Origin of the sequence: Haladaptatus sp. SPP-AMP-3, from assembly GCF_049568665.1 — an archaeon.
Lineage (GTDB): Archaea > Halobacteriota > Halobacteria > Halobacteriales > Haladaptataceae > Haladaptatus > Haladaptatus paucihalophilus.
The window spans coordinates 193,716-217,119 of the sequence record NZ_CP145900.1 but is presented as its reverse complement, the minus strand read 5'-3'; the positions used below and the strand labels follow the sequence as shown (position 1 = coordinate 217,119).

The 23,404-nt window shown below is 47.7% G+C and carries 21 protein-coding genes; 4 read left to right on the top strand and 17 right to left on the bottom strand.

Annotation, left to right across the window (positions count from 1 at the left end; translation table 11 throughout):
- The first annotated feature begins 446 nt into the window (after window positions 1-446).
- Window positions 447-707 carry an ArsR family transcriptional regulator gene (locus tag V5735_RS19880; protein WP_423746518.1) on the top strand — a complete coding sequence of 87 codons (261 nt, stop codon included), beginning with the start codon at window positions 447-449 and terminating at the stop codon, window positions 705-707.
- Window positions 704-1,360 carry a trimeric intracellular cation channel family protein gene (locus V5735_RS19875; RefSeq protein WP_423746517.1) on the top strand — a complete coding sequence of 219 codons (657 nt, stop codon included), beginning with the start codon at window positions 704-706 and terminating at the stop codon, window positions 1,358-1,360. Before V5735_RS19880 ends, V5735_RS19875 begins: the two co-directional genes overlap by 4 nt.
- Window positions 1,361-1,480: 120 nt before the next feature.
- On the opposite strand, the gene gcvPB is transcribed toward V5735_RS19875, so the two are convergent.
- The 12 genes from gcvPB to V5735_RS19815 form a co-directional block, all read right to left on the bottom strand.
- Window positions 1,481-2,908: an aminomethyl-transferring glycine dehydrogenase subunit GcvPB gene (gene gcvPB, locus V5735_RS19870; protein ID WP_423746516.1), complete on the bottom strand. Its 1,428-nt coding sequence runs from the start codon at window positions 2,906-2,908 to the stop codon at window positions 1,481-1,483.
- On the bottom strand, window positions 2,908-4,275 hold the full coding sequence (gene gcvPA, locus V5735_RS19865; protein WP_423746515.1) for an aminomethyl-transferring glycine dehydrogenase subunit GcvPA: 1,368 nt from the start codon (window positions 4,273-4,275) through the stop codon (window positions 2,908-2,910). The genes gcvPB and gcvPA overlap by 1 nt, the downstream gene beginning before the upstream one ends.
- A 12-nt stretch (window positions 4,276-4,287) precedes the next feature.
- Window positions 4,288-4,656, bottom strand: a complete 369-nt coding sequence (gene gcvH, locus V5735_RS19860) for a glycine cleavage system protein GcvH (protein WP_423746514.1) — start codon at window positions 4,654-4,656, stop codon at window positions 4,288-4,290.
- Between the two features lie 11 nt (window positions 4,657-4,667).
- Complete coding sequence (gene gcvT / locus V5735_RS19855) at window positions 4,668-5,768, bottom strand: glycine cleavage system aminomethyltransferase GcvT (protein ID WP_423746513.1); 1,101 nt, start codon at window positions 5,766-5,768, stop codon at window positions 4,668-4,670.
- 79 nt (window positions 5,769-5,847) lie between these two features.
- Window positions 5,848-7,065, bottom strand: coding sequence for a threonine ammonia-lyase (gene ilvA / locus V5735_RS19850; protein ID WP_423746512.1), 1,218 nt, complete (start codon window positions 7,063-7,065; stop codon window positions 5,848-5,850).
- Window positions 7,066-7,238: 173 nt separating this feature from the next.
- The gene (locus V5735_RS19845; RefSeq protein WP_423746511.1) at window positions 7,239-8,366 is read right to left on the bottom strand and encodes a S8 family peptidase; all 1,128 of its coding nucleotides are present in this window, start codon (window positions 8,364-8,366) and stop codon (window positions 7,239-7,241) included.
- A 138-nt stretch (window positions 8,367-8,504) separates the two neighbouring features.
- Window positions 8,505-9,869 (bottom strand): ABC transporter ATP-binding protein, encoded by a 1,365-nt coding sequence (locus tag V5735_RS19840; RefSeq protein ID WP_423746510.1) that lies wholly within the window; start codon window positions 9,867-9,869, stop codon window positions 8,505-8,507.
- Window positions 9,866-10,912, bottom strand: a complete 1,047-nt coding sequence (locus V5735_RS19835; RefSeq protein ID WP_423746509.1) for an ABC transporter ATP-binding protein — start codon at window positions 10,910-10,912, stop codon at window positions 9,866-9,868. The genes V5735_RS19840 and V5735_RS19835 overlap by 4 nt, the downstream gene beginning before the upstream one ends.
- A 2-nt stretch (window positions 10,913-10,914) precedes the next feature.
- Window positions 10,915-12,075, bottom strand: coding sequence for an ABC transporter permease (locus V5735_RS19830; protein WP_423746508.1), 1,161 nt, complete (start codon window positions 12,073-12,075; stop codon window positions 10,915-10,917).
- A complete protein-coding gene (locus V5735_RS19825) occupies window positions 12,072-13,079 on the bottom strand; it encodes an ABC transporter permease (protein WP_423746507.1) in 1,008 nt (335 codons plus the stop codon). Before V5735_RS19825 ends, V5735_RS19830 begins: the two co-directional genes overlap by 4 nt.
- A gap of 18 nt (window positions 13,080-13,097) precedes the next feature.
- Window positions 13,098-14,924: an ABC transporter substrate-binding protein gene (locus V5735_RS19820; protein WP_423746506.1), complete on the bottom strand. Its 1,827-nt coding sequence runs from the start codon at window positions 14,922-14,924 to the stop codon at window positions 13,098-13,100.
- Window positions 14,925-16,116: 1,192 nt separating this feature from the next.
- Window positions 16,117-17,274 (bottom strand): M24 family metallopeptidase, encoded by a 1,158-nt coding sequence (locus V5735_RS19815; RefSeq protein WP_423746505.1) that lies wholly within the window; start codon window positions 17,272-17,274, stop codon window positions 16,117-16,119.
- A 139-nt stretch (window positions 17,275-17,413) separates the two neighbouring features.
- Here V5735_RS19815 and V5735_RS19810 point away from each other — a divergent pair, with 139 nt between their 5' ends.
- Window positions 17,414-17,518: a hypothetical protein gene (locus tag V5735_RS19810; RefSeq protein ID WP_423746504.1), complete on the top strand. Its 105-nt coding sequence runs from the start codon at window positions 17,414-17,416 to the stop codon at window positions 17,516-17,518.
- Window positions 17,519-17,546: 28 nt separating this feature from the next.
- Here V5735_RS19810 and V5735_RS19805 read toward each other — a convergent pair whose 3' ends face one another.
- From V5735_RS19805 to V5735_RS19790, 4 genes are all read right to left on the bottom strand, one after another.
- Window positions 17,547-18,383, bottom strand: coding sequence for a proline dehydrogenase family protein (locus tag V5735_RS19805; RefSeq protein ID WP_423746503.1), 837 nt, complete (start codon window positions 18,381-18,383; stop codon window positions 17,547-17,549).
- Window positions 18,384-18,451: 68 nt separating this feature from the next.
- Window positions 18,452-19,531, bottom strand: coding sequence for an ABC transporter ATP-binding protein (locus tag V5735_RS19800; RefSeq protein WP_423746502.1), 1,080 nt, complete (start codon window positions 19,529-19,531; stop codon window positions 18,452-18,454).
- A complete protein-coding gene (locus V5735_RS19795) occupies window positions 19,528-20,598 on the bottom strand; it encodes an ABC transporter ATP-binding protein (protein WP_423746501.1) in 1,071 nt (356 codons plus the stop codon). Before V5735_RS19795 ends, V5735_RS19800 begins: the two co-directional genes overlap by 4 nt.
- A gap of 1 nt (window position 20,599) precedes the next feature.
- On the bottom strand, window positions 20,600-21,469 hold the full coding sequence (locus tag V5735_RS19790) for an ABC transporter permease (RefSeq protein WP_423746726.1): 870 nt from the start codon (window positions 21,467-21,469) through the stop codon (window positions 20,600-20,602).
- A 167-nt stretch (window positions 21,470-21,636) separates the two neighbouring features.
- Here V5735_RS19790 and V5735_RS19785 point away from each other — a divergent pair, with 167 nt between their 5' ends.
- Window positions 21,637-22,419, top strand: a complete 783-nt coding sequence (locus V5735_RS19785) for a 2-amino-3,7-dideoxy-D-threo-hept-6-ulosonate synthase (RefSeq protein ID WP_423746500.1) — start codon at window positions 21,637-21,639, stop codon at window positions 22,417-22,419.
- Between the two features lie 40 nt (window positions 22,420-22,459).
- Here the strand turns inward: V5735_RS19785 and V5735_RS19780 are convergent, their stop codons facing one another.
- The gene (locus tag V5735_RS19780; protein ID WP_423746499.1) at window positions 22,460-23,401 is read right to left on the bottom strand and encodes an ABC transporter permease; all 942 of its coding nucleotides are present in this window, start codon (window positions 23,399-23,401) and stop codon (window positions 22,460-22,462) included.
- Window positions 23,402-23,404 lie beyond the last annotated feature (3 nt).

Genomic DNA, 23,404 nt, shown 5'->3' with positions numbered 1-23,404 from the left:
ATATAAATACCCGAAAGCACTCTCCTCTGATAACAGGCCACACACAAATGGGAAGAATACAGAGCACCGACATTTCCACGATGGCTTCTATAGTCAATACCGCCGAATCAGACAAAAATAGGGAAAAACAGGATGTGCCATCAAATTATCGAAGTTAAAAGAGTACGCAGCGGTGATAGTGGATCAATTACTAGAGATGTCTGGGTTATTGGTGCTGGAAACAATACACACAGGCGCGATGTGACTAATATGATAGTAGGTAGTATATTCACGTGCGACATATTCTTGACAGAGTTCAGTGGCATCGACGCTAGTAATTGGAAGTCACCGTTTCTGTATGGGACGGCCTTCGGCGGACTGGTTCGTTTCGTTCAAAACAAGGTTGTCATTGAAATTGACTACCTGAGAGCGAGAGCAAGGGTTATTGAGGACAGAGGGGTATAGAAATGGAGTGGCCGAAAGAGGAACTAGTTATTGATTGCTCACCCAGCGAGAAGCTAGTTTATCTGACCATCATTCAGGAGGAAGAGGCAGATACGACGGAATTAGCAGAAAAGACGTTATTAAGTGAGCGCACAGTTCGATATGCAACTCAAGGTCTTCGTTCACTTGGCGTCGTCGAACAAGTCTATGTTCTCGGAGATGCTCGTAGGCGGAAATACAGATTAGCAGACGAAGAGAAGGAGCAGGAGATTACCGTAGTATGATATCGATTAATCCATTCGTTGTTGTGAATGTACTCGGATTGGTCGCATTTGCTTTTGTTGGTGGAACGAAGGCCATTCAAAAAGGATTCGATCCATTCGGTGTTTCCGTGGTTGGAATAATGACCGCGCTGGGTGGTGGGACGACTCGTGATGTCCTTGTGAATCGGGTTCCAATTTCGCTTCAATCTGCGGGAGACGTAACTGTCTCCTTGTTAGGTGTTGGGCTCGCGATTTATGCTGCTAATTTCGTTAACAAAGCTGATAGCCATCCAATCGTTCTACTCGCTGATGCACTAGGTCTCGCTGCGTTTGCTACGACGGGTGCGATTGTAGCGACTGAAGCCGGACTTTCTGTGTTCGGTGTTGCAGGACTCGCGCTTGTAAATGCTGTGGGGGGAGGCGTACTTGCAGATGTCCTTCTCGACCAGACTCCGTTTGTCCTTGTTGAAGATATCTATGCAACATGCGCGCTTATCGGAGGAACGGCATATTGGATTGTTTCTGTAACCGAACAACTCAGCAGCTTTGGCGCACTGATTTGCATTGCGACCGTTCTCTCGCTTCGGGTAACCGCGATTTACCAAGATTGGCGACTTCCAACGATTACTAGTATCTCTCGGGACGATTCGGATCAACTCTCTAAACGTAGCTAGGCGTCTCTCGCCCACAAAGGAATTGCAGTTCCGAGGGGTGAAATTACGATAGCATTGCTCATTCCGCTTGATGTACATTAAGCGCCGGTCAATTTTCTCATTATTCAATAGTTCAGGTAGTCACTTGTCCAAGTGCTGCCACGAAAGTCGAGGATTTCGAGCGGCACTAGTCTGATCAATTCGCCAGGCAGTGGTTCTATTTGGCGCTTGTTCCAACGCCTCGAAGTTCTCGTTGCTGACCGCGTTAAATGCAGTTGCCAACTGTTCAAGAGTTTTCTTACTCTCTGCCTCAGTCGGTTCGGTCATAAGTGCTTCCCGGACGGTTTCCGGCCACTTCGTCGTCGGTGGGTGTACACCGTAATCTAACATTCGCTTCGCAAAGTCGGCAGCATCCTGCTCGCCCGCACTTGCAACGAATTCATGATGGAAAGGCCGAAACGGAATTTCAAGATCAAGCTGTGAGGCGAGATAATTAGCGTTAAGTACTGCTTTAGCGCTTGTATCTCGAAGCCCTTCGTTACCCAACCTACTAATATAAGCGTAGGCTTTGAGCAGTACTAACCAGTTCCCCATTGCCCCGTGAACTTTTCCGATGGTCTGGTCAGGTTCAAACAGTTCGTATCCGTTATCGGTTTCACGTACCTGCGGCGTGGGGAGGAACTGTTTCAATTCTTGCTTCACACCGATCGGTCCCGCGCCGGGACCACCGCCGCCGTGTGGAGTAGCAAACGTCTTATGCACGTTATAGTGCATAATATCGAATCCCATATCTCCTGGGCGGGCACGTCCAAGGAGTGCATTTAAATTTGCACCGTCGTAGTAGAGCAGCCCGCCAGCCTTGTGGACGATATCCGCAATTTCCTGGATGTTTCGTTCAAATAGTCCGAGAGTGTTTGGATTCGTAAGCATGAGTGCAGCAGTTGAGTCACCCACAGCAGCTGAGAGCGCATCAAGATCGACTCGTCCATCAGAATCAGCTGGCAATTCAACAACTTCGTATCCAGCCATCGCCGCACTTGCAAAATTAGTGCCGTGTGCACTGGAGGGGATGATAACCTCGTTTCGTTGCTTTGACTCATCATTCGATTCGTGAAATGCTTTTGCAATAAGAATTCCTGTGAACTCACCCGCAGCACCTGCTGGTGGCTGCAGTGTTACTGCATCCATTCCGCCGATCTGTCCAAGATTCTCTTGCAATTTCAAATACACTTCGAGAGTTCCTTGCACACTCTCAGAATCTCGATCCGGATGGACTGCAGTCGCAGGAAATGCAGCGATGTCCTCGGTGAATTTTGGATTGTACTTCATAGTACAGGAACCGAGTGGATACGGGCCATTATCGATGCCATAATTCATCTGTGAGAGCCGGGTATAGTGCCGCGCGAGTTCTGGTTCCGAGAGTTTAGGTAGTTCAAGAGTATCTCGCGTAAGATTATCGGGAAGGTCTGTTTCACCAACTTCGACATTTACCAGTCCTTTTTCCGAGAGTAGTGGCTCGTATCCGTCGGACTCACTATTGTTCCATATCGCCTGATTGAAGAGTTGCATTATTCGAGCACCTCCGTGATTGATTGCACCAAATCATCCACGTGACGTTCATTTGCCTCAGTCACGCAAATTTGAATCACATCGGTATCAAGTGCATGAATCGCAAAACCGTCTGCCATCAATTCGTCCGCTAGCAGATGTGCATCGGGCTCAACGAATGCCCTAAACTCCCGAAAATGATGGCAGTCACGAACCGGCGCAGAGATGCCGTCGATTTCATCAAGCACTGTAGCGACTTTCTCAGGGAGTTGATGACATTTCTTAGCCAACGAAATGAGACCAGACGGGCCGAGGTATGCAGCGTGAATTGCTGTCCGAAGGGCGACCCAAGCTTGGTTTGTGCAGATATTACTCGTCGCTCGCTCCCGACGAATATGCTGTTCACGTGTTTGGAGTGTTAGCGTAAATGTCCGCTCTCCATGGGCATCTTCCGACGCACCAACTAACCGTCCAGGAACTTGACGAATATAGTCGTCTCGACAAGCAAATATGCCAAGTCCCATGCCGTATGCGGTTGGAAGTCCGAGGACGCTCGCATCACCGACGACTACGTCAGCACCGACGGAAGCGGGAGATTGTAATAACGATAGTGCCACTAAGTCCGAACCAAGGCAGAACAGTGAATCCTGCTTATCGATTAGTGACCCAATTTCATCAAGATGCTCCTCGATAACGCCTTCAGTTGTCGGGTTTTCGATGTATACCATCACAACGTCGTTATCAAGAGCACGGTCAAGTACCTCCGGGGTAGTTTGTCCATTTTTGGTTTCAAACGCTTCAACTGTGAGATTAGTTCCGATTACGTAGTTCTCTAGCACAGCACGCCGTTCAGCGCGTAAGTAATCCGGAACGAGAATCCGTGATCCACTAACTTGACGAACGCGGGCAGCGAGTGTAGCTGCTTCCCCAAGTGCCGTTGCAGCATCGTACATAGAGCAGTTTGCGACGTTCAAGCCAGTGAGTTCGACAAGCAACGATTGGTATTCAAAAAGAGCCTGAAGGAATCCTTGCGTGATTTCTGGTTGGTACTGAGTGTATGAGGTGATGAATTCAGAGCGGAGCGATATGTGATCGACAATTGAAGGGACATAATGTGAGTAATATCCCCGGCCAAGGAACTCTGTTTGAACTGAATTCTGCGTTAGCGTCTGTGCTAACTGCGCTGTGATCTGCTGCTCCGACGCGGAGGTAATATTTAGTCGACTGTCGAAGCGGATCGACTCAGGGATATCAAATAATTCTTCAACATTTTCGGAACCGATTGCATCTAGCATCTCCCGAACATCCGCTTCGGTATGGGGCGTAAATGGACTCCCATTGCAGTTATTTACCTCTTCAATGTCAGATCTATCGAATTGGTTGGTCATGTTTATTCGGGTTTATTTACGATATTCTTCCGGAGTGGAGAGATGTTCTAGGTCGTCATCCGTCACCATTTCAATCATCCATCCACGTTGGTATGGTTCATCATTGATGTACTCTGGCTTATTGAGGACAGTTTCATTCACAGCAACGACTTTTCCGGATACAGGGGCGTATATATCCGAAACAGCCTTGATGCTTTCTATCACACCAATTTCTTCACCCTCTTTGACCATCATTCCTTTTTTGGGCAATTCTACGAAAACAATATCTCCTAATTCGTCTTGAGCGAAGTCAGTAATACCAACTTGAATGATTTCATCTCGTTTCTCTACCCACTCGTGCGATTCAGTGTAACGGAGGTTATCTGGGACTTTGAATGACATTATTTCTATCTCTAGTTAGTATTAATTGACTTTATGAATCGCTGGTTAACTATCGTTGCATCAACAGCTCGGTCCCGAATCTCGACTGCAACTTCCAGACCCCTCTCAGCATATTCTGACTGGACATAGCCCAGTGCTAGCGGCACATCGAATATCGGACTTAGAGTACCACTCGTTACCCGTCCAATCTCAATTCCATCATTGACAATAGGATATCCATGGCGAGCAATTGCACGGTCTTCGATTTTGAGTCCGACCATTTGTGTATCAACGCCTTCTTCTTTGAGATCTTGCAAAGCCCGCCGACCAATAAAGTCCGGTTTCGAGAAGTCAACAATAAAGCTAAGACCCGCTTCGAGCGGTGTTCGTGGTTCGTCTTCCGGGTCAAAGTCTTGCCCCGAGAGCAACAAACCCGCCTCAAGGCGGAGCGTGTCTCGTGCACCAAGACCACATGGTTGGATGTCCTCGAAGGCATTCCAAACCTCTGCTGAATCATTGGCGGGGAAGAATATTTCGAACCCGTCTTCGCCAGTATAGCCCGTTCTCGCAACGAGACATTCTATACCGGCTATCTCATTGTGTACACATGAGAACCGGGACACACTTGTAACAGAATCTGCTGTGACAGAATCAACCTTTGCTTCAGCATCCGGACCTTGCACTGCTACTAACCCGGTTTTGTTGGTTTTGTCCTCAACGCTCACTGTTAACCCATACTCCCACGCAAACTTCGACCACCGGTTGACCATTTTCTCTCCGTTGCCAGCGTTAGGAACGAACACGTAGCCATCTTGATCTGGGTACTGGTATACCACTGTATCATCCAAAATCACACCATCGTCGTTAAGAATACACGAATAGTGGGCATCTCCAGGGTTCAACTCCCGGATATCGTTTGTGGTCAAGCGATTCATGAGTTCGGTGGCATCTGGGCCACTTACCGTTACCTCACTCATATGACTAACATCAAATATCCCGACGGAGTCTCTTACTGCCGAATGTTCTGTTCGAATACCATCAAATGTAACAGGCATTTCCCAACCACCAAAGTTGGTGAAATCCGCTCCCGAATCTTGGTGTACTTGATAGAGAGGTGGCTTATGTGATGACACATCTCATTCATTCAGGTGGCTGAATAAATAATTTTCTCTGTGAAAAAGTGACTTTACTGTGAAAGTTCTCGTGAGCGATTTAGCTAACGCGAGTGACTGAATACCCCAGATTACGTATTGAATCTACAATCCGATCAGAGTGGGCAGTTCCACTTGTTTCGATTCGAAAGTGCAGATATGCCTCTCCAACATTGAGATCTTTAACTGAGCGTTCATGGCGAACATCCCGGATATTCGCATCGTGGTGGGCGATCATCTCTGATATTTGAGCCATCTTTCCAGGTTCATCGACAATATGTACTCTCAGGCGGATGAGCTGACCTCGATAAGTGAGCCCATGGGTCAGAACCGTTTGAAGGTCAGTCATACTCAGATTGCCGCCAGAAAGTAGTGGAACCACCGTTTCGTCACGTACATCAAGTTGTTCACTACGAACTGCTGCAACAGTCGTCGCACCTGCACCCTCAACCATCTGCTTCGTTCGTTCGAGTAAGAAGAGAAGGCTTTCAGATATCTCAGTATCGGAAACAGTAACAACCTCATCGACATACTCATCAATGAGTTCGTAGGTAAGACGCGAAATGCCACCGGTAGCGATTCCGTCAGCTATCGTTCGAACTTCATCAATAGCACACGGTTTTCCTTTTTGTAGGCTTTCTGGCACCGTGGCTGCGCCGTGCGCTTGCACACCGACAATTCGCGTTTCAGGGGAAAGTTCACCAATTGCTGTGGCGATACCACCGATTAGTCCGCCTCCACCTACTGGGACGATCACCGTGTCTATCTTGGGGACTTGATCCAGGATTTCTAAGCCGACGGTGCCCTGTCCTGCAACAATGTCTTCATCGTCGTAGGCATGGACGAAGACGGCGTCACTACCCGCAATCGATTGTGCATGATTCATCGCCTCTTGGAAGTTATATCCATGAAGTTTGACGTCTGCACCATAACCTGCAGTTGCATCTATTTTAGCTTGTGGTGCATTCTTTGGCATTACAATCGTCGAATCCAGCCCCGTCTTCGTTGCTGCGAGTGCAACACCCTGGGCGTGGTTGCCAGCACTTGCCGCTATTGCTTCCGTCGCCTCACAGCCGGAGTCGGTAATTCGTTTGAGCTTATTGTATGCGCCCCTCGTCTTGAATGAGCCAGTTTTTTGCAGGTGTTCCATCTTGAGCCGAATTTCAGCACCGGTTTCTTCTTCTAATGCGCGACTCGTTTCGATTGGAGTTTGTCGAACAACGGTTTTGTCACTAATTCGATCACGGGCTTCTTGAATGTCAGATAATGATACACTCATAGCTCTCATTTGCTCCCGTTAATGGGATTGTCAACGAATCTCTCGTCAGTAGATGCTTTAGATGGGCCATCTTATATTTGATGGTAGTGTGTGGAACCCAGAACAATAACCTACAAGTATTAAAATAGTTCGAAATATTATTTAAGCCCGACACGTACGAATACTCCACGGACTCAATTATTGCCTGAGTTGACACCAACTGCAGTAGCAGCGTCAAGGAGGCCATGTCCCTGTTGATAGCTTGGCATGCCAAGATCCTCAGCAGTACTATTGAGCGTACTACGAGCATCTACGTTCGAATAACCGAGTTCCCCCATAAGAACACCGGCTGCACCGGCCACGTGTGGTGTGGCCATCGATGTCCCCGACATAGTGGTGTACGTGTCGTTGTAGTACGTCGAGTAGATGTTGCTGCCAGGGGCTACGAGTTCGACCTCAGGCCCCGTATTCGAGAAGCTAGAGAGGTTATCGTAGCTGTCTGTCGATCCTACTGCAACACACTCGGAGTTCGCGGCGGGATATCCGACACAGTCATAGCAGCCGTCGTTACCAGTAGCCGCGGGGAGGAAGACACCTCGGTTGTAGGCGTAGGTACAAGCATCCTTTACGACGGATGAGTACGGGCCACCAAGGCTCATACTACCGACGTCCCAACCTTGATCGGCAACGTACTCGATACCACCAGCGATATCGGAATTATAGCCACTCCCACTATCGCTAAGAACCTTCACAGAATGCAGCGTTGCTCCCGGAGCGACTCCAACGACGCCTTGGGAGTTATTCACGCCTGCCGCAATGCCAGCGCAGTGAGTGCCGTGGCCGTTGTAATCGTACCAACTGGTGCCGGTAAAGTAGGCACCACTCCCGAGGCTAGAGTAGAGATCTGGATGATTGGGATCGATACCCGTATCAAGGATAGCGATATCTGCACCGCTCCCGTTGTATCCACTAAGTTGTGCTTGTTCAGCATCGATTCGATCAACGCCCCACGGTAGGCTTTCCGCAAGTGCGTACATTTTTCTATCCTCTTCGACGTAGCGGAGTTCGCTACGACTTCGAAGGCGGTCTAGAGCCTGTTTTGGGAGTTCAACCGAAAGTGCGTCAAAGGAGAAGTCCTGATGAACTGACTTCGATGCGTCGAGTGCAAACTTTCGGCCTTCGGTATCCTTATAGCCGATATTGACTCGAACGAGGTCATTTTGTTTTGCCGTCGCGATTCCGGTAACAGCTAAGCTACCAGTTGCCGCTCCAGCCGATTTCAATACATCTCGCCTTGCCTTGGCAAGTTTATCACTCTGCATTACAATTATAGTATAATAATATAAAATGTTAAATCTTACTTCTGGTATCTATTATTTAATATTTATAGATATATAATCTATTATATGTAGGTAAGTGACTGGATTAGCTGTGATCTACACTATACTCTACCGTGCTTTTCACTGTGAGAAGCTATCTTCACCCTTAACACCGCCAGCGTTTCGAACAACCCGACGAGCAATTGTTTCTTGTTTTTGCGCTAGCTTTGTAACCTGTTGACCGTCGTGAAGTAAACAGGCTACATTCCTGTCTGTTTCTACTGTAGAGAGCGAGGGATGTTTCTGTTCGCAGACAGTCGAAAACTCATTGCGAAGTTGCTTTTGTGCACTCTCTTGATTACCAGCTATAATCGACTCGAGTGCTTGGTCAAGGATTTGTTCAGCCGTTGAGTCACCTATCCGTTCGGGGATACCAAACTCATTTCGAATTGCGTTCTTTATTTTGGTGGTATTCATCCCATCCAATGAATTTCCGCTTTCCCCGACGAACTCTAGTACCGCTTCGCGATTGATTCCGTGTTTGCGAAGGTGTATCCGTAAATCTAGTACTGCCCGCCATGCAGATTGTTCGAAATCGTAATCATCTGGTTGTATGACGGCGGGACAACGTGTGTGAAACCGACATCCAGTTGGTGGATCAGACGGATCTGGAACTTCACCACTAAGTTGCACCGAACCTGTTTTCGTATCCGGATCGGGACTTGGAACGGAGTCAAGCAGAGCAGTAGTATAGGGATGGGCCGGAGATTCAAATATACGTTCAACAGGCCCAGATTCGACTATTTCTCCAAGATACATCACATTCACACGATCACAAACTTCCCGAATTACACCCATATTGTGACTGATTATGAGTATACCGATACCGAACTCCGCTTGCAAATCCTCCAATAACGAAAGGACATTCGCTTGGATAGACACATCGAGTGCTGAAACCGGCTCGTCCGCAACGATAAGACTTGGATTCGTTGCGAGTGCTCGTGCAAGTGCAATTCGTTGTTTTTGCCCACCGGAAAACTCGTGTGGATAGCGGTCGACGTCGTTAGTGCTCAACCCAACTCGATCAAGGAGATTCATCGCAATTGAACGATGTTTGTCAGTATTTCTCATTCCGTGGATTATGAGCGGTTCTGCGATGGACTCACCGATAGTCATCCGAGGGTCAAACGACGAATCCGGGTCTTGGAATATCAACTGCACGCTCCGTCGGAATTTCTTCAACTTTTCTTGCTCAAACGAGGTCACCGGCTCACCCTTGAAAAGCACCGTCCCGTCAGTTGGCTCTTCCAGTTGTAAGATACTTCGTACTGTCGTGGATTTTCCGCATCCGGATTCACCGACAATGCCGACCGTTTCACCTGCTCTTACCTGGATATCAATTCCATCAACAGCTTTGACAGTTCCTACTTGTCGATTCAACAGACCTTGTGTGATCGGATAGTGCTGTTTAAGTCCACTTACTTCGAGGAGCGGTTGGTCACTCATTGTGTATTACCTCCACTACAGGAGCGTTCGGAATTGTCTGTACCACTTGGAGCGGTAGAATCGTCCAGCTCTAGTTCGTTATTCTGATAATAGATGCATGAGGCAACGTGATTCTCAGAGACTGTAACGAGTGTCGGTTGCGACCCGGATGCACAGTCGTCGACGGCTTTCAGGCAACGGTCGTGGAACCGGCACCCTGCTGGCGGATTATAGGGACTTGGAAGAGATCCCTCTATTGCCTGCATTTCCTCCCCTCGGCCAGGGAGACATCGTAACATCGCACGCGTGTACGGGTGGGCTGGCGATTGTAGAACATCGTGAACATCTCCTTTCTCCATAACTTTTCCAGCATACATAACCACGACTCGGTCTGCGACCTGTGCGACGACTCCGAGATCATGCGTGACAAGCAGAATACTCATATCGAATTTAGCCTGTAGATCTTGAAGAAGGGTCAAAATTTGCGATTGGATGGTAACATCGAGTGCCGTCGTCGGCTCATCTGCAATCAATAAATCCGGTTGACAGGCGAGCGCCATTGCGATTACAACACGTTGTTTCATTCCCCCAGAGAATTCGTGGGGATAGTCATCAACACGCTTTGTTGCTTCCGGGATTCCAACCTGATCGAGCAAATCAATTGCATGACTACGAGCGACGGATTTCTCCACATCACGATGAAGCATTACTGCCTCTACTATCTGAGTGCCGACAGTATAGACCGGATTCAGAGCCCCTTGAGGGTTCTGGAAGACATATCCGATTCGACCCCCACGAATATCGTGGAGTTCTCTGTCGGACATCTCAGTCACGTCTCGACCATCGAACGAAATTTCTCCAGCGGTGATTTCACCAGGTGGTGTCGGAAACAGCCGTGTAATCGACTCTCCTGTTACCGACTTTCCGGAGCCGGATTCGCCAACGATGCAGACTGTCTCTCCTCGTTTGACATCGAAGTCGATGCCATCAACAGCGAAAACGGTACCACTGTCCGTGTTGAACCGTGTGTGAAGGTTGTTCACCGAAAGTAATGAATCATCCATTGTTACTCACCTGAACGGGGGTCAATTGCGTCACGAGCGGCATCTCCAACGAAATTAAACGCAAGCACAGTGAAAAAGAGGAAAAATCCGGGGATGGTGGCGATCCATGGAGCAGATGCCAGTTGAGATCTACCACTGGCAATAACCTGACCCCACGAGAACACATCGGGGTCGCCAAGCCCGATAAATGACAGCGCTGCTTCGCCGAGAATAAATCCTGGAATCGTTAGTGTTGCTGCAGTGATAACTGTGCTTGAGACGTTCGGAACGAGATGGTGCGTTATTATCCATCTTTCACTTGCTCCAAAGCTCTCTGCTGCTTCGATATATGGTTCTTCTCGCCGCTGGAGCGCTTCACTTCGAACGAGTCGAGCGGTACCTTCCCAGCTCAAGAACCCATATAGTAAAATAACAATAAATAAACTATTTCCGAACAGATAAACGGTCAATAAGAGAAGCATGAACGCGGGGAACGTCATTTGAAGGTCGACGTAACGCATTAGAATTTCATCAACAGTTCCACCGAAATACGCAGCCACAGTACCAACAGTTGTACCGATAGTAATCATAACGAGCATACCGATTAACCCAACTTCGAGACTCACCCGTGCACCGTACACCATAAGTCTGAGAATATCCATTCCTCGTTGGTTCGTTCCGAGAGGGTGTTCCCACGTTCCGGTGACGACTTGACCCTGCGGCGCAGCGGTCATACCAATTGGCGGCAACAACGAATCTGAGAACGTCAATTTTGGCTCCGGGACTACGAGGGGGCCGATGATTCCCACTACGACTAATCCACAGAGATAAACTAACGAGTATACTGCTAGCTTGTTCTTCCGGAATTGTAACCAGTAATACTTTGACATCCGTTTATTTTCGTAGAGTGGCACAACTACATTGAAAAATAAGAGAACTAACGATAGTATAAATAACCAATCGATTCCACTTACGTCCCAGATGAACGGCGTCGTTACCGTTGGCTGTTTCGAGGGAATGACGAATGAGTCGTACAACAATGCAAAAGCGTAGATCCCCAAAATTGCTAGCTGTGCCCGAACAGTTTTCGGAAGATCGAATCGACTCTGTTGATATTTGGACCAATCAACCTGATCAAATGTGAAATCAACTGGCGGGCTCACTGATCTCTTGTCCGAGCTCATGTTCGATCACCATAGTCGATCCGTGGATCTAGCCAGACGTATGCTAAATCTTGGAGTAAGTTACCAATCAGTGCGAGAAAAACTGGAATAAGGGTAACACCCATGATGAGAGCGGTATCTTGATTGATAATCGCTTTGTAGCCGAGCAACCCAATCCCGGGAATTTGGAAGACAATCTCTACTAAGGTTGCACCTGCCCAGAGCAGTGCTAGGGCGTCGCTCACAAGGATTGTTGAGAGCGGAATCAGTGCGACTCGTAAAATATGCTTGATAAGAAGATGCCATTCACCTGCACCTTTTGCTCGGGCCGCTTTGACGAACTGTGATTCGGCATATTCGAGCGCCTGACTGCGCGAATAACGCATTTGTCCGGCAACAGCCGCTGTCGATGTAACGATTATGGGAAGGATTATCTGTTGGATGTTTTTCAAACTGATGAATTCAACCCCGGTATGATAGTAGACTGGTGGAACGTAAGGCTCTAGCGGGATACCTAAGACGACCAAATCTTTCATCCATACCGAAACGACCAGTATGAGTACGATTGCGAACCAAAAGTTTGGAATACTAATTCCAAAGAACGCGATGAATGTTGCGAAATAATCGATAGAGGTGTACTGGTGCATTGCTGAATACAACCCGAGACCGAAACCTATGGTAACCGCAAGTAGTATCGCAGGAATCATAATTTGAGCGGAGTAGGGCCATGCAGTCGCGAGGGCTGTTGTTACGGGTTGATTGCGCGTCGTCGACCATCCCCAGTTTAGCGTCGCAACATTGGTCATGTAGTTGATGTACCGTTCACTAGCTGGCTCGTTCAGACCTTTGCGTTCGCGATACGCTTCCATCGCTTCATCGGGATTGCCACCTTTCTGCACCGCGTGAAATGAGGCTTCCATTTGTCCGGTATTCGGTGATAACGTGAGAATGCCGAACACGATGGATAAGGCGAAAAAGGTCGCAACCAAGGTCCAGGCTAAACGTTTTGCGATATATATTTTCATTTTGTATACTCACCTAGGCTACCGATCGTTGAAGTAGAGGTCACGAGCAGCATCGTTGCTGGTGTACTGATTTTCCGGCTGTTTGAGGCCTGCAACCTTTTTACGATATCCCTCTACAACGGCACCACAGTCGGTAAATACGACTGGCTGTTCTTTGCTGATAAAAGATAGAAGTTTAGAAACGATTTTCTGCGCTTCTTTCTTTGTCGACGCTTTCGCAGCGGAGTTGACCTGCTGCATCAAGTCGTCCCGGGATGGAACATATCCCCACCAATTGAAACTACCTTTTTTCGGGAACAGCATAGACATCACGTCCCACGGAGTGTACGCAGCGTGGTCGAAGCCACTTGGTATTAGGTCCCAGGACTTCTTGCTCGTCGAATTGCTCCGCGGGCCACCATTCCACGAACCAGCGTTCCATTTGGGATTTTTCGCTGAGTTTTGAGCGTAGTTTCCATACAGATTCGTGAGGGACGTTCCCTGCGCATTGATCTTGATTCCGAGCTTGTCGTACTGTTGGGCAAGGTAGTCTTTAAGAATCCGAGTACTTTTCCATCCGGTAACATACACTAATTTTAGTTCGACTTGATTACTGCTTGAGTCAATAAGCCGACCATTTCGATAGGAGTAGTTCGGGAGGGCGGCATCGATCTTCTGTTTAGCTTTTTTGATCTTCGGGCCGTTTGGAACCCAAACATCTTCTTGGTCGTAGAACGGTCCCCATTTTGGAGACCATGTGTGAACTTTTGTTCCGTAGCCTCGTTGAACTTTTTCGATAATCACATTCTTGTCAATCGCCATTGCAAAAGCTTGGCGAACTGCTTTTTTCCGAAACGGTTTCCATCCGTTTTCCCGCTGATTCATGGCAATAAAGTCAATAGATGAACCAAATTTGCTACTGAGTACGTTTACATTTGGATTCTGTTTAAACTGACTTGCCTTGAACACGCTCAATCCGGCATGCGTCACATCACCGCTCTTGAGAGCAGACAGTGTAGTACTTGATTCGTTAAATATCTGCCTAGTGTATTTTTTGACGTAGGGCGCGTTCTTATACTCCTTCGTTTCTGCAAGATAGTAGTCGTCATTTTTCGTGTATTCCATTTTCGACTGCCGTTGCCACTTTTTGAGGTTGAACGGGCCTAAATTCCCTGTCCAAGTTGCATTGACAATCTCATCCGCCTTTTTCAACCCTTCTAGATCCTTGTTTTTCACATAGGGTTTCAAGAGTTTCTTCGGCAGCGGTTTCATCCACTTAGTGGGATCCGTAAATAGCCAGTACGGGCGTTTCTCTGGCAACTCCGCACGGAGAGTATATTTTCCTTCTTTTTCATATTTGATCGGTTCCCCATCGATGAAAAAGGAGTTAACATATGGATAGCCATGCCACGAGTCCTTATCATTCTGATTGATTGTATTTAACTGGTATATGTAGTCCTCCGCGGTCAGCTTTCCATAGGGGTCGCTGTACCGAAGATTCTCACGGAGTTTAACTGTGAGGACGTCATTGCTATCACTCAATTCCCAGCTCTCGAAAAGCATCGGTTCAATTTCGAGATCATCGTTGATAACTCCGCCCCAGTCCATCAAAAGACCGATTGCATCCTGTGTCGATTGGTCACTAGCAAGATATGGCACGAGATGACTAGCATCTGCAGTCGTTCCTTCAACCCACGTTCCGCCAACGGGCTTAGAGGCAGCTTGTTTCTGCGTTTCCTTGGTTTGTGAATCAGTACCGTCTTGAGAATCTTGCTGAAAACTACAGCCAGCAAGACCGAGAGTACCTGCTGCCGCAAATGTGCGCATAATCGACCGTCTTCTGACGCTACTCTTGTCCAATGGCATCGTTTCACAATGTAGAACCAACATATTTATATCTTTCTAACTAATCACAAATAACTATTTCTACGGGAGGGTTCATAAATACTCAGGTCCCAATTATTGCTCCCACGTTTGCCGTATTCCGACATCTTGCAGCAGTATTTACCCAACCTATTGGTATGGATAGAGGCATCGAATTTTCTTAGAGAAAATTATGTTCCGCACCCCAGAACACACGTTCCACTCCTCATTCAATGATATTCATGAGTACAAAATTAAAAATAATGATAAATATGCCCATTAAAGGCTAATATATTGAAGCTGGATACGAGGGAGGTATTTTGTCTGATGAAAGATTGTTCCTTCATAAGGAACAGAGTAGAACGGTTCGCCATCAGTCATCCTTGCATCGTCATCGCCGAAATGGCATCCATTACATAAATAGTACTGTAATGCTACGATTACACATATAGGTCTGTAATGGAACCTTACGCTGTTGGGAGTAACTCTGGTGACCAGGGTGTGAAAAGTGGGGAAAAGTAGTAGAACCGGAGACCCATCTATCAAAATCAAACTTCAGGGTCGTCATTGATATTGTTCCGCCACGAGGAACAGATATTCCGGGGTTATGAAGGTAAGTCGCTTAGCAAAATAGTAGATCTCCACCAATGCTTAGGTTCCACTGCAGGGATGGTTTCTATTCGACTGTACAAGACGATTATAGTCCGCATGAAAAGAATGGTGTGCAGGACCTGGTCACAGATACTCAAAGGTGGTGTTCCCCCTTGCGGAATGGTTATAGCCAAATTATCATCGTTGGGGGGGATGGCAGTATCCAGTCACAAAATGACAATTATATTAATTTATTGTGTGATAATAGATGAGAAAGGCTACGGCACAGTGCCTACAGTTATTACAAAAATGGCGTGGGAGGCCGTATGGCGATGACAGTCAGGCGAGGTCAATTGAGGCTTTGATAGGGACAGACACTGAGCTACAAGTCACGTCTGCTTGTGCCGGACTGTACATTGTGTCCCTGTTTCCCAAGGACGATTCTATCTCATGACTGGAGATATTTAAAACTATTGTTTTTACCCACATATACATCCATAAACAACATTCTACGGCTATATTCTCCGCATGATTGGACAAATGTCCAAGGTATTTCTCAAAACAAAGTCACTGATGATTTATATTGTTCTAAATTTAGTTCATTTTATTCTTGAGGCTCAATCGAATATGGGAGAGTAACAAAATTCTCGATACCATCGTCAGTTATCAATACGAGATCTTCCAACCTTACTCCCCCACGATAGGGATCATATATTCCTGGTTCAACCGTAATCACCTGTCCTGATTCTAGTTCAGTTCGCTCAGAGAAGAATGGTGGTTCATGGAGTGAAGTTCCAACACCATGCCCCGTTCCGTGATACAGTCCAACATCTACATCGCCGGTCTCGAATCCATTTGCTTCGATGACACTCGCGATTGTCTCATGAACATCTCCACCAGAGATACCAGGTACGTCGTTTAATTGCTTTAAACCAGCCTCAAGTGCTTCAGAGACGACCTCATATACGTTTTGTTCCCAAGAGTGAACCTTGCCAGGGACAAATGTCCGTGTGATATCACCAAAGTATCCGCTTGGCCCACGCGGCCCTAAATCGATAAGAACTGTTTCTCCGGGTACAATATCATCATCCCCATTGAAATGGAGATCTGCGCAGCTTACCCCTGCACCGACAACCGTGTTTCCGAAATCGTTGCCACCTGCTTTTGCAAACACTGCATTGATTTCCCGACGGAGGCGTTCTGTTGTAAGTGGTGCCGAGTTCCAAATCAGTTCATTACCGGCTGTCGTTGATGCTGCAAGTATCGACTCGGCATGTCGCATCGCTTCTTGTGCAATTGCCATTGTTTCCCGAATACATTCTATCTCATGAGTTGATTTATATACGCGAGCATTTCTGATGGAATCTGTCGTAACGACTTCATAATCTGCTTGCTCTAATTCGAAATGAGCCCAATGGGGTATCGATGCTGGAACCAATATGCGCGATACCGATGATGAATCTCGAAGAACGTTAACTGCACGCATGGCTGCCGATGATCGATTGCTATTCTGTGTTTTCGTTACCTCGGCACCTGGAAACTCACGCTTTGCTTGTTCATAGAATAACGCAGGTGCGCATAATGTTGCCCTCTCGTCCACATACACGAAAGCGTAGTCCCGGTCTGGGCCGTAAAAACGCGTGAAATACCAAAGCATTTGATCAGCTTTGTCGCCGATATGGACGTATGCATCGGCATTCTGTTTCTCAAGTTCGGATATAATATACTGATAGTTTGGTGTTGGCTGCTCGCCTCGAGACATGCTCTGATAAGGGTAATCTGGGGAGAAGAATGTATTGGTGAATGATTTCACATGATATCAGACTTCAGCTACTCGTGTGAATCAGATCGACATCTGTCGAAGAGTAATTTTATGATTGACGATGCTGTAGGTAGGGTTGATGTATTACAAGTGTAATCATTGTGGCTCGAACAGTGTTGTTCAGAGTCATGGGACTTGGTCATGCAAAGAGTGTGGATACGTACCCCCACATGGATCTGACTAATTCGAATAGAATGCGGTCGCAGATGAATTTATTTAGTCATGATGGCGCGCAGCGCGAATAACAAGTTCTCTTTCCGTTCTCGCACACGACGGTAGAAATACGAGGGCCATTTCGAACCATAGGGTACATACTGCCAAACCTCATACTCTGTCGCGAGCTCTCTTTGAGTATCCTCTCGAACTCCCATGAGCATTTGAATTTCGAACGGCGTTCGATATTCCTCATAGAGCGATTTAGCATGTGAAATCATCGCAGGGTCATGACTTCCTACTGCGATTCCGTTATCGAACTCTTCAAACATGAATTCCAAATGAGCACGGTAAGCTTCATCCACAGCAGATTTCTCCTGCAGTGCAACAGCAGACGGTTCGTCATACGCGCCTTTTACGAGTCGAACCTTTCCAGGAAGATCCGCCAGATGTTTCAAATCATTTCTGGTGCGCTTGAGATTGGATTGGATACAGACACCGACCGTTCCATCGTATTTCGTAGAGAGTGACTCGAATGCATGAAGAGTAGCATCCGTTGTTTGGTGGTCTTCCATGTCAACCCAAACGAAGTTGTCACAATTGTGTGCACGTTGAACGATTCTTGCCAAGTTCTCACGAAACTCTGTCTCCGCAATGTCTAAACCGATCTGTGATGGCTTTATCGAGACGCACGCGCTCACATCTGAGTTATCGAGTGCTTCTAATAAGTCGAGATAGGCGTGCGTATCTGCCTCTGCATTCGTTGAGTCGCCGTAGTGTTCACCGAGTTGGTTGAGTATGCAAGAGATGCCCTGTTTATTGGCACTCCGCGCATGCTCGAGTGCAGACTCCGCTGACTCACCAGCTACAAATCGATCTGCTATTGGTGGAATCATTACTTCGATAGAGGCGCTGCCGCCTTTATAAAATTGCACAATTCGATCGGAGAAGTTTGCCGGACGTACTATCTTTCACCCGGTAAATTCGGCGCTTCGGAGGTATCTGTGTAATGGTGACACGCACATTGATTGGCTCCATCTATCTCCTTGAGTTGAGGGTCAATTTCCTCACACACAGATCCAATGTACTCCTGACATCGAGTGTGATATCGACACCCAGTTGGTGGATTCTGGGGACTCGGTACATCGCCTTCGAGAAGGATTCGGTCAGATTTTGATCGTTCAGATGCCTCAGGGACTGCTGAGAGTAGTGCTTTAGTGTATGGGTGCTTTGGATCCTCGAAGAGATCGCTTGTTGATGCAAGCTCAGCGAGCTCGCCTAAGTACATGACCGCGACCCGGTCACAGATGTGCTTAACGACACTCAAATCGTGACTGATGAATAGATAGGTGAGATCATATTCATCCTGGAGATCATCGAGCAAGTTGAGGATCTTTGCTTGGACACTTACGTCGAGTGCACTAGTGGGTTCATCGGCGATTATTAGCTTCGGATTGACGGCGAGTGCTCGAGCGATGGCGATCCGTTGTTGCTGACCACCACTGAAAGCATGTGGTGCTCTAGATAGGTGACTATCATTGAGTCCAACCTCCCGAATCAATTCTAAAGTTCGATTTTCGCGTTTCTCAGCGGGCCAGTCGGTTAGACATTTCATTGGCTCTTGGATGAGCTCTGCGACGCTCATTCGAGGGTTGAGAGAGGATGCAGGATCCTGGAAGATAAACTGAAGATCCTGCCTAATATCCCGGAGTTCAGATCGTGATGCACCGGTGATGTCGGAGCCATCGAACCAGATTTTTCCAGCTGTCGGCTCGATAAGACGCAGTACTGTCTTACCAAGCGTGGATTTACCACAACCGGATTCGCCAACGAGACCCAACGTTTCACCACGCTCGATGTCAAGGGTTACTCCATCAACTGCTTTGACCTGACTGACGGTTCGATTTAGGATGCCGCCTTTCACTGGGTAGTACTTTCTCAGTTGTTCGAGTGTGAGTATTGGTTCCTCACCGTCATGTGATGTGAAGCTACTACTTTGCTGTTCATCGGCACTGTCTTTGTGTTGTTGTGACTGTGAACTCATTGTGATTCACCTGATTCAGTACGAGAGGATGCACCCGTACTCGGTGCTGAAAGATGCTCCCAATCAGCTGGCGGTGTCTCATCGACAATATCCGTGTAAAGATGGCAGGCGACCTCATGCTTCTCACTGCCATCAGCCGCGGCAAGAGCAGGGTCGACGGCGTCACAGACGTCGCCAATATACTGTGGACAACGGGACGCAAACCGGCAACCAGACGGCGGATTGCGGAGATCCGGTACAACGCCTTCAATTACCGGAAGGCGATCTGGGTCGTCCGAAAGTGATGGAATACTCTTTGAAAGCGCGCGTGTGTATGGATGTAGCGGCTCATCGAAGAGTTCCCTCATCGTACAGTTCTCTACGATATTGCCTGCATACATAACGGCAATTCGGTCTGCGATCTCGCTTATCACCCCAAGATCGTGGGAAATAAAGAGAATACTCATACCAAATTCTTCCTGCAGTTCTTTCAGTAAATCCATAATCTGTGCTTGGATAGTGACATCGAGTGCAGTTGTAGGTTCATCTGCGAGTAGTAGCTTTGGTTCGGTTATCAGTGCCATCGCAATAACAACCCGTTGTCGCATACCTCCACTGAGCTCATTGGGATACTGATCCATAATCCGATCAGCATCAGCAAGTCCGCAGGCCTCGAGCATTTCGATCGCTTGCTGGCGGGCTGCTGACGCAGAAACGTCACTATGTGTTCGTAACGGTTCGGTTACCTGCTTTCCGATAGTGAGCACTGGATTGAGTGAGGTCATCGGATCTTGGTAAACCATTGTAACGTCGTTTCCACGAATGTTGTTAAGTTCGCGTTGGGAAAGTCTGAGAATGTCCTGTCCAGCGTATTCTATGCTCCCGCTTACAACCTCTGCAGGAGGAGACTGAAGGAGGCCTATTGTAGATAGTGCGGTAACGCTCTTTCCGCAACCGCTCTCACCGATAATACCGAGAACTTCGTCTTCATAGATCTCCAGGTTGACACCATCAAGTGCTTCAACTGTTCCTTCTTCAGTGTGAAAGTGAACGTGCAAATCGTCGATTTTGAGTAGTGGTTGTGTCATGTTATTGTGATTGTTTTGGGTCCAATGCATCTCTAAGACCATCCCCGAGCGCGTTGAATCCGATGACGATCAACATAATCGCAAGACCAGGAAATGTTGCGATCCACCAAGCGTCAGCGATTTCACCGCGTCCAGCAGCAATGAGCGCTCCCCATTCGGGTTTTGGCGGTTGGACACCCATTCCAAGGAACGACAGTGCTGCACTCCAAAGAATCACGGTTGGGATAGTGAGCGTTGTGTAGACGATGATACTGGATGCGGCGTTTGGCAAGATATGGCGCGCGAGGATTCGGAGATCCGTCGCACCGGCCGCTCGTGCGGACTCGATGTACTCTTCTTCCATTACTGATTTAACATCACCTCGTACTAGACGAGCAAATCCTCGCCAACCGACAAGACTTACAGCGACGACAAGTGGAATTAAGCCTCCACCGAGCATCCCTGCAATCGCAAGAGCAAGCACGATTGCGGGGATTGAGAGACTAATATCCACTAGTCGCATTATTGCTGATTCCATCCAACCGCCGTAATACCCTGCAATCAATCCAAGTGAGACGCCGATTATCATTTGAATCCCGACAATAACGATACCAAGAAAGACCGTATATCGGGCCCCAAAAACTATGCGCGAGAAAATATCACGCCCATAGGTATCCGTTCCGAATGGATGTTCGAGAGACGGTGGTTGTTTGAGGGCATCGTAGTGCTGGTTTGTTGGTTCGAATGGTGCAATGAATGGTGCGAATGCTGCCGTAAGGAGAAGTACCATCACAATACCGAGTCCGAATAGGGCGAATGTACTTCGGCTAAGTCGTCGAGCGACAAGCTTCGACCGTGAACGGAAGCTTGTATCTACCCGCTGCTGGGCTATATCGCTCTGCGTTCCCTGCTTCTGTGCCATCACTCCTACTATCACAGTTTCCCCTTGTTAAGCTTCCGCATAGGTTTGTGGAGTCACTCATGAGAAATCCCGAGTGTGATTGGCAACTCCTACCCAAGTCGGAACTTCTTATACGGAAAGCCACTGTGTGTATAGTGATGTCAACCGGAATCGGCGCACGGCTCGCACGCATTGGAACTGATGGTCGAATCCTTAACGTCCCAATGGATCACGGGATTACTATCGGTGCAACTACGGGACTGAAACGGATTGAAGACACAATTGATGCAGTTACACGTGGGGGAGCCGACAGCGTTCTCACCCAGAAAGGACTTGCACGTCGTGTCCACCCGAATAAGAACGGAAAAGGCTACATTATTCATCTGAATGCATCAACCACACTTGGCCCGGATACGAATGATAAGCGACTTACTGGTACCGTCGAAGAAGCGATACGACTCGGTGCTGACGCTGTTTCACTCCATATGAACGTTGGGAGTGACTCTGAGCCAAAACAGATAGAGCAACTCGCTGGGATCTCACGTGATGCTGCAGAATACGGGATGCCAGTACTCGCAATGACGTACGCTCGTGGCCCTGGTGTCGATGAGGCCAATGCTGACCAGGCTGGCCATGCCGTTCGGTTAGCAGAAGAGGTTGGGGCAGATGTTGCAAAGACCGGGTACACAGGTAGTGCACAAAGTTTCAAGAAAGTAGTGGATTCGACAGCACTTCCAGTTATTATGGCCGGAGGAAATCCACAAAGCGACCGTGACATGCTTGAGAACGTTCGTGGGGCAATGGACGCTGGCGCGGCAGGCGTTTCCATGGGGAGAAGTATTTTCCAGCACGAAGATCCAGAAGCAATGACGCGTGCCGTATCCAGTATTGTCCACTCAGACTACGGCGTCGACGAATCTCTCGAACGCGCAAAGCTATAACCACAGACGTTGTTCAAATTTTATACATAATGAATATGAGTTAGTCGTAGGTAATCCGGGGATCGAAATAACTATAGGTTATATCGACGAAGAGATTCGAGAGGATGACGATAATCGAATATATGAGGACAGTTCCCTGAATCACGGGGTAATTCCTTGAAAGGACTGCATCAACGAGTAGTCGGCCCATTCCAGGCCACGAAAAAACCGTCTCGATAATGACGGTACCGGAGAAAATTAGTGGGATTTGAAGCCCAATAAGGGTGATAATCGGAATCATCGCGTTTTTCATAGCGTGCGTATAGATAACGCTTCTTTCTCCGATTCCTTTCCCACGAGCAGTTCTAATATAATCCTCATTGAGAACTTCCAACATTGACGATCGGGTCATTCGTGTGAGGAGGCCAGCACGACGGGTTCCTGTCGCGATAGCGGGCAGTGCAAGGGAAGACAACCAAGTTAGTGTAAATATCGCTCCGGTTCGACCGGAAATTGGGAATAGATCCAGTCTGACTGAGAAGACCAAGATAAGTAGTAACCCGAGCCAGAATGACGGCATTGATATCCAGAAGATAGCGAATAGCATCGATAAATTATCGGCCCAACTGTACTGTTTGACTGCACTGATGACACCAAGCGGAAGTGCGATAATAAAGGTGATCACCATTGCAACCAGAGCTAACTCTAATGTTGGAACTATTCGTTCAGATATCATATCCGTCACTTCACGACCTCCACGAATTGACTCGCCAAGGTCACCTTGCACGACACCCCACATCCAGTCAAGATAGCGAATGTGAGGGGGTTCATTCAATCCCATTTTCTGTTCGAGATTTGAAACTGCCTTCGCGTCTGCGTTCGTACCAAGTGCAATCCGCGCCGGGTTCCCTGGGGCCATGTACACAATCGAAGAAATAACGATCGTGACTCCAATGATGACGGGGATAGTGACGAGGAGTCGTCTAATGATGTACTTATACATTGT

What these genes read in the sequence shown, in the direction of transcription:
- V5735_RS19800 (WP_423746502.1), bottom strand. Translation starts at nt 19,531, where the DNA reads ATGAGTTCACAGTCACAACAACACAAAGACAGTGCCGATGAACAGCAA.
- V5735_RS19835 (WP_423746509.1), bottom strand. Translation starts at nt 10,912, where the DNA reads ATGGATGATTCATTACTTTCGGTGAACAACCTTCACACACGGTTCAAC.
- V5735_RS19810 (WP_423746504.1), top strand. Translation starts at nt 17,414, where the DNA reads ATGTATTACAAGTGTAATCATTGTGGCTCGAACAGTGTTGTTCAGAGT.
- V5735_RS19845 (WP_423746511.1), bottom strand. Translation starts at nt 8,366, where the DNA reads ATGCAGAGTGATAAACTTGCCAAGGCAAGGCGAGATGTATTGAAATCG.
- ilvA (WP_423746512.1), bottom strand. Translation starts at nt 7,065, where the DNA reads ATGAGTGTATCATTATCTGACATTCAAGAAGCCCGTGATCGAATTAGT.
- V5735_RS19805 (WP_423746503.1), bottom strand. Translation starts at nt 18,383, where the DNA reads ATGATTCCACCAATAGCAGATCGATTTGTAGCTGGTGAGTCAGCGGAG.
- gcvPB (WP_423746516.1), bottom strand. Translation starts at nt 2,908, where the DNA reads ATGCAACTCTTCAATCAGGCGATATGGAACAATAGTGAGTCCGACGGA.
- V5735_RS19795 (WP_423746501.1), bottom strand. Translation starts at nt 20,598, where the DNA reads ATGACACAACCACTACTCAAAATCGACGATTTGCACGTTCACTTTCAC.
- V5735_RS19820 (WP_423746506.1), bottom strand. Translation starts at nt 14,924, where the DNA reads ATGCCATTGGACAAGAGTAGCGTCAGAAGACGGTCGATTATGCGCACA.
- gcvPA (WP_423746515.1), bottom strand. Translation starts at nt 4,275, where the DNA reads ATGACCAACCAATTCGATAGATCTGACATTGAAGAGGTAAATAACTGC.
- V5735_RS19840 (WP_423746510.1), bottom strand. Translation starts at nt 9,869, where the DNA reads ATGAGTGACCAACCGCTCCTCGAAGTAAGTGGACTTAAACAGCACTAT.
- gcvH (WP_423746514.1), bottom strand. Translation starts at nt 4,656, where the DNA reads ATGTCATTCAAAGTCCCAGATAACCTCCGTTACACTGAATCGCACGAG.
- V5735_RS19815 (WP_423746505.1), bottom strand. Translation starts at nt 17,274, where the DNA reads ATGTCTCGAGGCGAGCAGCCAACACCAAACTATCAGTATATTATATCC.
- V5735_RS19785 (WP_423746500.1), top strand. Translation starts at nt 21,637, where the DNA reads ATGTCAACCGGAATCGGCGCACGGCTCGCACGCATTGGAACTGATGGT.
- V5735_RS19780 (WP_423746499.1), bottom strand. Translation starts at nt 23,401, where the DNA reads ATGTATAAGTACATCATTAGACGACTCCTCGTCACTATCCCCGTCATC.
- V5735_RS19875 (WP_423746517.1), top strand. Translation starts at nt 704, where the DNA reads ATGATATCGATTAATCCATTCGTTGTTGTGAATGTACTCGGATTGGTC.
- V5735_RS19830 (WP_423746508.1), bottom strand. Translation starts at nt 12,075, where the DNA reads ATGAGCTCGGACAAGAGATCAGTGAGCCCGCCAGTTGATTTCACATTT.
- V5735_RS19880 (WP_423746518.1), top strand. Translation starts at nt 447, where the DNA reads ATGGAGTGGCCGAAAGAGGAACTAGTTATTGATTGCTCACCCAGCGAG.
- V5735_RS19825 (WP_423746507.1), bottom strand. Translation starts at nt 13,079, where the DNA reads ATGAAAATATATATCGCAAAACGTTTAGCCTGGACCTTGGTTGCGACC.